The organism is Clostridioides sp. ES-S-0001-03, assembly GCF_020676075.1.
GTDB lineage: Bacteria > Bacillota > Clostridia > Peptostreptococcales > Peptostreptococcaceae > Clostridioides.
Genome location: NZ_JACVWJ010000001.1, coordinates 433971 through 447369 on the forward strand (window position 1 = coordinate 433971; position 13399 = coordinate 447369).

At 25.9% G+C, this 13399-nt stretch carries 12 protein-coding genes; all 12 read left to right on the top strand.

The annotated features are described in order from the left end of the window. The first annotated feature begins 168 nt into the window (after nucleotides 1–168). The 12 genes from IC174_RS01890 (at nucleotide 169) to cas8a1 (ending at nucleotide 13399) form a co-directional block, all read left to right on the top strand. Nucleotides 169–798, top strand: a complete 630-nt coding sequence (locus IC174_RS01890) for a hypothetical protein (protein WP_227482012.1) — start codon at nucleotides 169–171, stop codon at nucleotides 796–798. After that, a complete protein-coding gene (locus IC174_RS01895; RefSeq protein WP_227482013.1) occupies nucleotides 799–1581 on the top strand; it encodes an ABC transporter permease in 783 nt (260 codons plus the stop codon). Then, nucleotides 1574–2443, top strand: a complete 870-nt coding sequence (locus IC174_RS01900; protein ID WP_227482014.1) for an ABC transporter ATP-binding protein — start codon at nucleotides 1574–1576, stop codon at nucleotides 2441–2443. Before IC174_RS01895 ends, IC174_RS01900 begins: the two co-directional genes overlap by 8 nt. A 31-nt stretch (nucleotides 2444–2474) precedes the next feature. After that, a complete protein-coding gene (locus tag IC174_RS01905) occupies nucleotides 2475–3434 on the top strand; it encodes an ABC transporter substrate-binding protein (protein WP_227482015.1) in 960 nt (319 codons plus the stop codon). Between the two features lie 519 nt (nucleotides 3435–3953). Continuing rightward, nucleotides 3954–4646, top strand: a complete 693-nt coding sequence (locus IC174_RS01910; RefSeq protein WP_227482016.1) for a response regulator transcription factor — start codon at nucleotides 3954–3956, stop codon at nucleotides 4644–4646. 9 nt (nucleotides 4647–4655) lie between these two features. Then, nucleotides 4656–5648: a sensor histidine kinase gene (locus tag IC174_RS01915; RefSeq protein ID WP_227482017.1), complete on the top strand. Its 993-nt coding sequence runs from the start codon at nucleotides 4656–4658 to the stop codon at nucleotides 5646–5648. A gap of 266 nt (nucleotides 5649–5914) precedes the next feature. Then, complete coding sequence (locus IC174_RS01920; protein ID WP_227482018.1) at nucleotides 5915–6766, top strand: undecaprenyl-diphosphate phosphatase; 852 nt, start codon at nucleotides 5915–5917, stop codon at nucleotides 6764–6766. A gap of 103 nt (nucleotides 6767–6869) precedes the next feature. Beyond that, the gene (locus IC174_RS01925; protein WP_227482019.1) at nucleotides 6870–7616 is read left to right on the top strand and encodes an ABC transporter ATP-binding protein; all 747 of its coding nucleotides are present in this window, start codon (nucleotides 6870–6872) and stop codon (nucleotides 7614–7616) included. Further along, nucleotides 7616–9532 (top strand): ABC transporter permease, encoded by a 1917-nt coding sequence (locus IC174_RS01930; protein ID WP_227482020.1) that lies wholly within the window; start codon nucleotides 7616–7618, stop codon nucleotides 9530–9532. Before IC174_RS01925 ends, IC174_RS01930 begins: the two co-directional genes overlap by 1 nt. Nucleotides 9533–9767: 235 nt before the next feature. After that, nucleotides 9768–10721 (top strand): WYL domain-containing protein, encoded by a 954-nt coding sequence (locus tag IC174_RS01935; RefSeq protein ID WP_227482021.1) that lies wholly within the window; start codon nucleotides 9768–9770, stop codon nucleotides 10719–10721. Between the two features lie 78 nt (nucleotides 10722–10799). After that, nucleotides 10800–11537 carry a CRISPR-associated endoribonuclease Cas6 gene (gene cas6, locus IC174_RS01940; protein WP_227433944.1) on the top strand — a complete coding sequence of 246 codons (738 nt, stop codon included), beginning with the start codon at nucleotides 10800–10802 and terminating at the stop codon, nucleotides 11535–11537. A 5-nt stretch (nucleotides 11538–11542) separates the two neighbouring features. Beyond that, complete coding sequence (gene cas8a1, locus IC174_RS01945; protein WP_227482022.1) at nucleotides 11543–13399, top strand: type I-B CRISPR-associated protein Cas8b1/Cst1; 1857 nt, start codon at nucleotides 11543–11545, stop codon at nucleotides 13397–13399.

Sequence of the window (13399 nt, forward strand, 5' to 3'; positions counted from 1 at the left end):
ATTGTTAAAATAAATTGAATGTATTATTTTAATATTGTAAGTAAAAAAGTGAAAAATTGTAAATAAACATTATTTTTTAAAGAAAAAATTAATATATTGACAAAAATAAAGTACTCATTTAAACTAATAGTTGAGAATAATATTCAATATTAAATAATAGGAGGAGCTATGAATAAATATCTTCTAATAAATCCAGTAGCAGAAAAAATGTATGAGGAAAAGTTTAATACTATTAAAGAAACTTTGATAAAAAAAGGGTACATAATGGTTGAATGTGAGGCACAATTAGAATATGTAAAGAATCAGTACAAAGAATATGCAAAAAAGACTGAAAACACGATATTAGATTGTAGATGTCCAGAAAGCATAAATCTTTTAAAAAGAAATAATTTGATAGATGGTTTTGAAGTTCCTATGATAGAACCAATATTAGTAAGGACTTGTAGAGTTTTATACGAAAAATATATTAAGAGTAAAGAGGATATGTTAATAGTAACCTGTCCATGTACACAATTAAGAGATTTTGCTAGTGAAAAATTTAAGGATAAAGATAATGCTCTATTTTATACATGGAAGGAATTTGCTGAAAAAGAAGGTATAAAATCACTTGGAAAAATAGATGAATCTCCAATTCCATTAGGGTATTTTAAGGATTCTTTTGAAAAAGTTCTTGAAGTGTCAAGCGAAGATGAAATATTAAGTAAAATACAAGAAATTAAAAATGGCTCTGAGGATAAGTATGATATAGTAGAAATGTTTTATTGTAAAGATGGATGTAATAATGGAGATGGTTTGTAAATGGGCAATAAAATTAATGATAAACTTTTAAGGTTAATAAAAAGTGTTTTGATATTTTTTATAATTCTTGTATTGTGGAAAATTACAAATTATCTTGGTATTTGGAGTGAATATATATTACCACCACCTGAAAAAGTGTATAGTACATTTTTAAATATGATAAATGATGGTTCAATATTTGTTAATGTATATGCAAGTATGAAAAGAGTTTTGATAGGGTTTGTAATAAGTACAATTATAGGTGTTCCTTTAGGTATATTCTTTGGAATTTATGGTAAAGTTTATGAGTACTTTAAATCATTAATAAATTTTTTGAGAAATACACCACCACTTGCTTTAATACCAATGCTTATATTGTGGTTTGGTATAGGTGAAGAATCAAAAATAATAATTATAATTTTGGCATCTTTTTTCCCAATCTTTACAAGTACATTAAAGGGGATTAGAAATTGTGATTCAAAGTTAATTGAAGTAGGTAGAGTATTTGAATTGTCAAAGCTTCAGATAATATTTAGAATAATTATTCCTAATGCAATTCTCGATATTGCTATTGGTCTAAAGTTAGCACTTGGATATAGTTTTAGAGCAATTATAGGAGCTGAGCTTGTAGCTGCTTCATCTGGTCTTGGATACTTAATATCTGATGGAAAAGAAATGTCTAGGACAGATGTTGTTATTGTAGGAATAATTGTAATTGGACTTCTAGGAATAATTACAGACTATATATTTTCAATTATTGTAAAAAAGGTAAGTAAGGGAAAGATGGTGGAAGCATATGAGTAATACAGTATGTAATTCTGGGTATATAATCAGAAATCTATCTAAAAGTTATAAAGTTGATAATGAAGAACATGTAGTGCTTAGTGATATTTCCTTAGATATAGACAGAAGTCATATAACTGTAATTTTAGGTGAAAGTGGATGTGGGAAGACTACTTTACTTAGGGCAATTGCATCACTTGAAGATATAAATAGTGGTGATATTAGGTTTGTAAAAGATAATAAAGAGTATAAACCTAATGTTGGTTTTGTATTTCAAGAAAGTAGATTGATGCCTTGGCTAAATGTGAGCGAAAACATAGCTTTTCACAATCAACAAAAAAGTAATCTTTTAAATAAAATATTCAATAAATTAAATCACTCAAAAAGTACCATTAATAAAGATAGGCATGATAATAATATTTATTTAAATGAGAAGAACAAAGTAAGTGAATCAAATAAGCAAGACAGTATTGATATAGAAAAATATCTTAAAATGATGAACTTACAGAAGTTTAAAAATTCTTATCCAAATGAGCTTTCAGGAGGTATGGCACAGAGAGTAAGTATAGCTAGAGCACTTTCTTTTAATCCAGATATGTTGTTTATGGACGAGCCTTTTTCAGCACTAGATTATTTTACAAGGATTGATATGCAAAATGAAGTTGTAAGAATACATAAGTCAACCAATAAAGGTGTAATATTTGTAACTCATGATATTGATGAAGCATTAAAGATAGGCAAGAAAATAGTTGTTTTTACAAATGAAAGAAAAATAGAAGAATTTAATATAGAGGATGATTATAATAGAGATTTAACTTCAAATTACTATATTAAATTAAAAAAAGATATTTTAATGACAATGAAATCAAATAAAGGCATTTAAAGAAATTAATAATATTTTAAGGAGTAAAAATATGAAATTAAAAAAACTATTGATAGGTATAACAATATTGACACTTGCGACAGCATCTTTAGCTGGATGTGCAAAAAAGAATGATAGTGAAAATCTTTCAGAAATAAATTTAACTTATGTAAAATCACCACTAAATGTACCTTCTATAATTCAAAAACAGGATGATTTATTTGGGAAAGAATTTAAAAAGAATAATATAAAAGTTAATTTTCATGAAATTACTACAGGACCAGAGCAAACACAGGCTTTAGCTGCTGGAGAAATAGACTTTTTACACGCATTAGGTGGTACATCAGCTTTGATAGCTGCATCTAATGGAGTGGAATTAAAGATACTAAACACTTATAGTAGGTCACCAAAAGGATTTATGATTTTAACAAATAATGATTCAATAAAATCAGCAGCAGATTTAGAAGGTAAGAAAGTAGCAGGACCAAAAGGGACTATATTACATCAAGTATTAATTGCAGCACTTGATAAAGAAGGATTAAGTATGGATGGTGTAGAGTTTGTTAACATGGGTATTCCAGAAGCATCAGCAGCTCTTTCTGATGGTAGTGTTGATGCTGCATTGATTGCTGGACCAGCAGCTCTTAAAGCCATGAAGTCTGGAAGTAAACTTGTAGCAAATGGTGAAGGTTTAGTAGATGGCATAATAGTAACTGCTGTTAGTACGGATTTTGCTGAAAAACATCCAGAGGTAGTTGAAAGATTTATGAAAGTTGAAAAAGAAACTTTAGAATATGTAGATAATAACTTTGATGAAGCTATGGAAAAGGTAGCAAAAGAAGTTGATTTAAGCGTTGAAGAAACTAAAGAATTATATGCTTGGTATGATTTTAGTTTAGATATAACAGACAAAGATATATCTTCTCTTGAGGAGACACAAGACTTCTTAATAAAAAATGGATTACAAGAGAAAAAAGTAAACATAAAAGAATTAATATATAATGCTAAGTAGTAGTGATAATAGTGTTAAAAGTTTAAGTTACCTTATTTAAGGTAACTTTTTCTATTCTATTGATAAAAATATATGCTAATGGTATGTTTATATAGCGAAGAGATATGTTTTAATTTTAAATTATTAGAGTGTTTTTAAATATATAATATATTTATTTACAGATAGAAGAAGATATTTTTATAGTATTTTATATAAGGTATTTTATAATACAATTATATTAATAAAGTTAACAATAATATTTTATTATATATAGATACAAAGATATCATGCTTAATATAGATAGTATACAGGTATAAATGTAATATATAATATTATGTAAATAAGTGTATATCAAACAAAAAATTAGAAAATTATAAGTATAAATATTACCAATATTCGTTAATAAATATTAATATATTGTATTTTGAAATTTAATAAATTGATAGATATCTGAGTAGGTATCTATACTATACATAAAGCCATATGTGAAAGTTATATGAATATATGGTAAATAAGAAAACTAAAATATGGAGGAATTATATGAGTCATAAAATATATATTGTAGAAGATGATATATCAATAAGTACATTACTTAAAGATTATATAGAGAAATATGGATTTGAAGTAATGGTTGAAGAAAACTTTGATAATATAATTACTACATTTGTAAATTTCAAGCCAGACTTAGTGCTTTTAGATGTAAATTTACCAAAATTTGATGGATTCTATTGGTGTAGATGTATTAGACAACAGTCAAATATTCCTATAATTTTTGTATCAGCTAGAGATAGTAATTTAGACCAGATTAGAGCTTTAGAAAGTGGAGCTGATGACTATATAACAAAGCCTTTTTATTATGATGTAGTAATGGCAAAGATAAAAAGTCAGATAAGAAGGGTATATGGTGAATATTCGCCTAAAATAGATGAGAGAATATTAGAACTAGATGGATTAAAATTTTATCCAGAAAGGTTAGAGATAGAGTTAGAGGATAAGACTTTGGTTATCACCAAAAAAGAAGGAATATTACTTGAGTGTCTTATAAAAAAATACCCTAAAGTAGTAAGTAGAGATTATCTATTAGAAAAGATATGGGATGATATTGAGTTTGTAGAGGAAAATACTCTAAATGTAAATGTTAGCAGAATAAGAAAAAGATTTGAGGAGTTAGGTATAAATGATGCTGTTCAAACTGTACGAGGAGTAGGATATAAATTAAATAAAAATTGGTAAGGAGAAAATATGAAATTATTATTTAAAGATTGTAAAGGCTATATTTTTATATATTATTTAGGAATATCTATGACAATTATTTATTGTAGTCTTATGAAATTTATTAGTGTAGAAGAAGCTTTGTATATCTTATTGTTTAGTACTTTTATATTATTATGTTTTTTGGTATATAAATATTATAAAAACAGAGAAGTATATACTATATTTACAAAAGGTATAAGCTCTTTAGATGAATCCTTTTTATATTTAGGGAACTCTTTTTTCGGAGAAAACATATCAGTTATTTTAAAACAACAACATAGATTATATCAATCAATGATTCAAGAACATAAAAAAATACATAGTGAACACTTAACTTTTATCAACCAATGGATTCATCAAATGAAAACTCCAATATCAGTTATAAGTCTTCAACTTCAGGAATATGAAGGTGAAGAAGTTACTGAAAATATAAAAAAAGAGATAGATAGACTTAATAAAGGCTTAAACATGGCCATGTATTTCGCAAGAGTGGATGAATTTCAGAAAGATTTTGTGGTTGAAAAAGCTAATTTGAATGATATCATAGTAGATACTATAAATGAGGAAAAGAGATTATTCATAAAGAATGGTATAATTCCTAAAATACATATAGATAAATCTATTTATATTTATACAGATATAAAATGGATGAAATTTATAATAAATCAGTTAATTACAAATGGAGTTAAATATTCCAAAGATTACAGTAAAGATTTAATTATAAAATCTGAAGAAAATAATAAGTCTATAATTTTAAGTATAATAGACAAAGGTGTTGGAATTGTATCTAAAGATATAAAAAGAGTATTTGACCCATTTTTTACAGGAGAAAATGGACGTAAATTTGGAGAATCCACAGGTATGGGACTCTATTTAGTAAAAAAAGTATGTGACAACTTAGGTCATATGGTCAATATAAAATCAGAAGTTGGGAAAGGAACTGAAGTTTCAATAATATTCAGTAAAGATAATATAAACTAATAAGAGGCTATTTTAAGATGGATTAATATTGTATTTATAATTTAAATATCTTGTTAAAATTAATATGTCCATATATTTTAATGAGATTTATAATTATACAATCTAATTTTAAAATAGTTTATTTTTTGCAAACATTACATAGATGTAATGTTTGTGTAATGTTTGTAGATAGTGAAACTTTCTAATGTCAATTAAAATTAGTATAAGAAATGACATAAGAAAAGAAATTTTAAGAAGATTATATAGTAAAGAAAGGGTGTTTATCAATGAGTTTGGATATCATTTTTATATTAAAATCAATAATAATAGCTATAGTGGAGGGACTTACAGAATTTATTCCAGTATCATCTACAGGTCATATGATTTTGGTGGGAAGTTTGATAGATTTTAAAGGTCAATTTGCTGAAATGTTTGAAGTTGTAATACAACTTGGAGCTATCCTAGCAGTAGTAGTACTTTATTGGAAAAAAATAAAGAATAGTGTTATAGAGTTTTTTAAATTCATATTTACTGGAGGAAAGGAAGGAAAAACTGGATTTAAGTTTGGAATAAATGTTATTGTAGGTTGCATACCATTTGGAATTGTGGGAGTTATATTTTATGATAACATAAAAGCATTGTTTAATTTACAATCTGTAATTGTAGGGTTTATAGTTGGAGGAATTTTATTATTAGTTGTAGAAACTCTATTCAGAAAAAAGAAGCACTCAACAGATAATATAGATAAAATTACTCCGGCACAAGCTTTGAAGATTGGTGTATTACAAGTTTTATCTGCGTGGCCGGGAATGTCAAGAAGTGCATCCACTATTATGGGTGGATGGATAGCAGGGCTTAATTCTCCTACAGCAGCGGAATTTTCTTTTTTCTTAGCTATACCAGCAATGGTAGCTTCTTCAGGACTAGATTTATTTGAATTTGATTATTCAATAATGACACCAACTTTATGGATTGCTTTAATTGTTGGGTTTATAGTAGCTTTTCTTGTGTCTATAGTAGTTATGGAAAAGTTCGTAAATTTTTTAAAGAAAAAACCAATGAGAGTATTTGCTGTATATAGAATAGTGGCAGGTATAGTACTTGCTGTATTAGCTTTTACTAATATAATTAGTATATAAACTAAAATAAATTCAGTCTTTATATAAAATTTCTTTAATTAATATGAGTAGTATTTAATATATACTGCATGTCATTTTATAACTTATAAAGGAGCTATAAATAATGAAAACTTTAATTGTGAGTAATTTGAGCAAGGTATATGGTAAAAAAATGATTTTTAATGCATTAAACAATATAAGTTTTAGTATAGATGATGGAGAATTTGTAGGAATTATGGGACCATCTGGAAGTGGAAAGACCACTCTTTTAAATATGATTTCTACTATAGATAAGCCAACTACAGGAAAAATAGAATTAAAAGGTAAAAATCCATTATCACTAAAAGGTGAAGAACTTGCATTATTTAGACGAAGAGAATTGGGGTTTGTATTTCAAGATTTTAATCTATTGGATACTTTAACTATTGGCGAAAATATAGTATTGCCATTGACATTGGATAAGGTAAGTGTAAAAGCGCAAGATGAGAAGCTAAATGAAGTATCTAAAATTTTAGGTATAGAAGATTTATTAAATAAAAGAACTTTTGAAGTGTCTGGCGGTCAAGCTCAGAGAACTGCTATTGCTAGGGCCTTAATCAATAAACCATCAATACTCTTGGCAGATGAGCCAACAGGTAATTTAGATTCAAAGTCATCCAAGACTGTAATGGAACTATTTCAAAAGATAAATAAAGACAATAAAGTCACTACTATGATGGTAACTCATGACCCATTAGCAGCAAGCTATTGTAATCGTATTTTATTTATAAAGGATGGAGCTATATACAATGAAATATATAAGGAAAATAGTAGAGAACAATTTTATCAAGAAGTAATGGATGTGCTTACATTATTGGGAGGAGATAATTAATGAACATAAAACAATTTGCCATTAATAATATTTCAAGAAATATTAAAGCATATCTAGGATATTTAACAAGTATTGTTATATCCTCGTCACTACTTTTTTCTTTTATTATGTTTACAGGTCATCCAGATTTAGATATATCTCAATTTCCTGACTATTTAAAAGAAGGGCTTAAGATGAGTAAAATAATTGCATATTTGTTTTTATTCTTCTTTGTATTTTATTCAGTGAGTGTTTTTCTTAAAAGTAGATATAAAGAGTTTGGAATACTCTATATTACAGGTATATCAAAACGACAAGTAATGAAATTGGTTCTTATAGAAAATATAGTAATAAATATAGTATCTTCTGTAATTGGAATAATAGTAGGTTTAATTTTTTCAAAGGTATTTTTAGTAGTTATGTCTACCTTTTTAGAATTATCACCTCTAAACTTTTATATACCATTAAATGCAATGTTTTCCACTTTAATTTATTTTATGGTTTTAGCTATATTAACATCTATATTTACTTCTTTTATAATTAAAGAAAATCAAGTATTGAGGTTACTTAAAGGTACAAAAACTCCAAAACCAGAGCCTAAAACATCACTAATACTTGCTATATTAAGTATTTGCCTGTTTGTAATAGCATATTATAGTGCTGTTACATCAACTGACCAGTATACAACTTATTTACGATTAGTTCCAGTTACATCTCTTACTATAGTAGCAACTTATTTATTCTTTTCTCAATTTAGTGTGTACTTTATAAAAAAATTGAAGATGAAGAAAAGTTTTTATAGAAGAAATACAAATATGCTTTGGATTTCAAATTTAATTTATAAGGTAAAGGATAATGCTAGGATATTCTTTTTGATAACTATAACTTCTGCAGTGGCATTCACTGCTATAGGTACAGTTTACTCATTTTGGAAAGATGTAAAACGTCAAATTAATTTAATATACCCTAACACAATATATTATTCAACAATGACTCTGCATAATGACACTAATAAACCTGATAGTAAAAAGAAAGATAAGGAAAGAATGAGTTTTATAGAAAGTAAGTTAAAAAAAGAAGGTATAGATTATGAAAGAGTTAATGGTGAGTTTAAAACTGTATTTCCTAAGAAAAGTGATTTTAATGTAAGAATAATTAAAGAATCCAAGTACTTAGAAATTACGAAGAGTATAGGGGTTAAGCCTATAAATTTTGAAGATAATGAATGTATATCATTATTTTCATCAGGACTACCTGGGAATAAAAAGGTAAAAGAAAATGTCATTATAGGGAATATAAGCTTAAGAGTGGCAAAACAGGTAGAAGAATGTGTTATGCCAGCATATTATAAAAATATGTATGTAGTAAAGGATAATTTTTATGATAGTATAAAATCAAAATTTATAGTAGATAGATTCTCAGCATTTGAGGTAAAAGGTTCAAGTGAAACTATAGATGTATGTAAACAATTCGAAGATAAATTTGATAATGAGTCTGGAATGCAACCATATTTGTTTTTCTCCAAAGAATTAATGATAGAAACTGGTAAACTAACATATTCTACATTTATGTTTTTAGCAATATTTATAGGTTTAATTTTCTTTGTTACTACAAGCAGTTTCTTATATAATAAGTTTTATATGGATTGTCAAGTTGACAAGAAAAAGTATGAACAGTTAAATAAATTGGGGATGACATATAAGGAGATTAAGAGAGCTTCAACCATTGAGATTGGGATTGTGTTTTTGTTACCTTATGTAGTAGCTGTTATACATTCGATATTTGCACTTACTGCACTGAAAAATTCATTTGATATAGAGGTTGCGTCATCTGCGATTTTAGTAATGGGAAGCTTGTTTATAGTTCAAATAGTGTATTTCTTACTTGTAAGAAATAGTTATTTAAAAGAGATAAGATTAAATTTAGTCAATTTTTAATGGATATAATTAACTAATAACAAAAAGGTTTAAAATTAATTAATATTACTGAAATTATAAATGTTTATTTTTTCAGTAATATTTTTTATTGTATTAATTATTAAGATTCTATACGAATATGACATAATAAATGTCAAAATTATAAAAATATTCTACTTATATGAAGTATAAAGAGGTTATATGCACATATCTGTAGAAATAAATAATATAAAATATTAATTAATGTTATTAGGGGGTGTTATTTATTAGTAAATTAGCTAATGCATTGAGAATGATGATATTAATTCAAAGTAGAGGTAAAATGAAATGCAAAGAGTTAGCAGAAGAGTTGGAAGTAAGTGAAAGGCAAATAAAAAGTTACAAAGAATATTTGGAACAAGCAGGCATATTTGTAAACTCAACACCTGGAATTTATGGTGGTTATGAAATAGATAAATGTAATAGCCTTTCATACATTAGATTATTAGATAATGAAGTTTCAATTCTAGATATGATAAATTCACAACTAGAGTATAATAATGATATTTATAAAAATGAATTTAATAATATTGTAGACAAAATAAAAGCAGTATTAAATGCAGGGGAAAAAAGCGATACATATATGGATTATTTCACAATACAAGCAAAATGTAATTGTGATTATGGATTTGAAAAAAAGAAATGCAATGAAATAACTAGAGCATATACAACAAAACGTAAAATTAAGATAAAATATTATTCTTTGAATTCTGGAAATAGTGAAAGAGTTGTACATCCATATGGTTTGTTTAACTATAAATCAGATACTTATATGGTAGCTTTTTGTGAAAAAAGACTTAAGTTTATAGATTTTAAATTATGTAGAATTAAAGATTATATTGTTTTAGACGAAAAATATATTGTAGATAGAAATTTCAATTGGAACGAATATAGTAAGAATAGTATAGATATTTACAAAGGAGAAGAAATTAATATAGCTATAAAAATTAAGCAACCATTTGCAACAATTATAAGGGAAAAGGTATGGGTTAATAATCAACAAATTAGTGATGTTGATGAAGAATCTATATTGTTTAAAGCTAAAATGAGAGGTTATGAGGAAATAAAAAGCTGGATTTTAAGTATGGGAGCTTATGTTGAAGTCATAGAACCTGAGAGACTGAAGAATGATATCTTATCTGAAATTGAAAAATTGAGAAAACTTTACTAATTTTTTTAATTAGTTTTATATTAAGACAGGTATAGTTCACGGTCTAGTGTTAATATAGTAGTTGAGAGAGGTGATATTATGAAAATGAAAATTGAATTTAGTACAGATTGTATACCAATATCTTATAATTCACTCTTCATGAGTATTATAAAAGAGGCAATAAGGAAGTCTAGTGAATATTATTATAAAGACATGTACTATTATAACGAAAAGCATAATAAAAAAACTAAGAATTTCACATTTTCAGTTTATATAAAAAAATATAGTATTGAAGGTGAGCATTTTATTATCAAAGATAAAGTAATATTGAATGTAAGTACTCCAGATTTAGAACTAGGTTTCCATATATATAATGGATTAATAACTTCTAAAAAATGTTTATATAAAGACTATGAACTTACAAGGATTAGAATAGATTTATCAAGAGAAAAGAAGATAACAGAAGATATGGTATTATTCAATGCTCTATCTCCAATCTGCATAAAATCTAAAGAAGGAAAATTTTTGGATATAAGTGATGATAGATATATAGAAGAGTTAAACTATATAACTAATGAAGTTGTCAAAAACTATAGGGGAGAAGGATTAAAAAGAAAGTTAGAGTTTGAAAATATAGCTCTTAAAAAGGTAGTAGTTAAAGAGAGTTTAAGAGAGTTTAAAAAAATAACAGGTAAGGAATATCAATATGTTAATGGCTACAAAGGTAAGTTTATATTGAAAGGTGATATTGACGATTTAAATCTTATCTACAGTTTAGGAGTGGGATTTAGGCGAGCTCAAGGATTTGGGGATGTAGATATTTTAGAATGGAGGTGATATAAATGAAGCTAAGAGTTTATAGGGGTGACTGGTTCTTTAATATGGGAATAGTTGGATTTCTAAATATACTAAAAAAATCAGGTACTGAAAAACAAATATTTATTAAGGAAGATTATATCGAATTTGATAGTTCGTTTCTTGAAAACTTTCATGAGTATTATTTTAATTACTTCATGGATGAATATGATGTATCAAAAAGGATTAGGAAGAGTGTCGATTACAGTATAAATTTTATTAAATCTAAGCCTGATAAAATCAAAGATGGAATTAAGAAAATTAAAGATAATATAAAGCAACAAAATGATAAGGTTAAAAAATTTGATGAAGATAACTCTAACTTGATAAAAGAAAAGCTAGATATTATGTCTAAGATAAAAAGTTATGATGAATTTGATTTATTAAAAACTTTAATTGATGAGATTATGGATATATTTAAAATGAAATCAATAAATGATAGACTTACAGCTAATCTTTATAAATATGTAGTTCAAGATAATTATTTTGGACAAGTTAGTTTTTTTAATGTTGCTAAGGCTAAGTTAGATTTATATGGATTAAAAAAGGTAATGTTTAATGATTATTTAAGACAAATTATATATTTTGGGGAGTTAGAGGATTTATTAGAAGAGAATAACTATGATAAGTTAAAAAACTATTTGAATGATAGATTAGATAGTATAGCTAAAGATGTAAGTGAAAAAAAAGTTAGTAAGTCTAGTATAAATACTATAGAAAAAATTATGAAGGAAATAAATAAAAACTTTATAAAGAAAAATAAAAGTATAGAAGATATAAAACAGTATATGGATAGTTTAGAAGTATGTGAAATGTGTGGTTCCTACAAAGGCATATTAGATGAGTATTCAGAAAGTAATTTTGCTCCACTTGGAGTAAGTACCAATAATTCTAGAAATATGTTTTGGAATCAGGAGTATACATCATCAATATGTGATGTTTGTAAACTTATATTGTTTTGTACTCCAGCAGGGTCTACTTATACAAGAAAAAATTATTTATCCAATGAAGATAATGAGTTTTATTTATTTGTTAACATGGATACTTCAATAAATGAGCTTTTTGAGAGAAATAATGAGTTAAAATTACAGAAAAGTGAGATATCGGATTCCAAAGATGAAAACTTTTTTAATAAATTTATAAAAAGTATAGTAGAAGAAAATAAATTAAAAAGTGAATGGCAACTTAGGAATATTCTTTTTGTAGAATTTAAAGCAAGTATAGATGCTAAAAAGTGTAAAATAAATTACTTTAATATTCCTACATATTTAGTAAAAATATTTACAAATGGGAAGGCAAGTAAAAAAATACAAGGCATATATGATTATAAGCTTAAATCAAATGTATTAGATTTACTTTTAAAAAATAGGGACTTGAAGCATTTAATTAATAATATTTTAAGAGAAAAAGTTAAAAATGATATGGAAGGTAGTAATAAATCAAATATATCAGGAACAGATTGCTTTAGACTAGTTGAATTAAGAACAATAGTAAATAACTATAAGAGGGGAGTGTATAAAATGGATTATAAAAAGTTAAAAAAAGTTTATGAATCAGGTTGTGAAATACATGATTACTATATTGATAAGAATGCTAAAAATAAAATAGAAGGAATAACATACAAGCTTTTAAATTTGATTAAGGTTGGTAATAAGAATGATTTTTTTCAAACAGTTTTAAGAATTTTTTCACCAAGTGAAAAAACTCCACCAGAAGAATTTTTACAGATGCTTAGTGAAGATGATTTAGATTTTGAAGCTATAGGATACGCATTTATAATGGGATTAATGTCAGAAAAATGTGATAGAAAAAATATAAAAGTAGATAATAAGGAGGAAAAATAA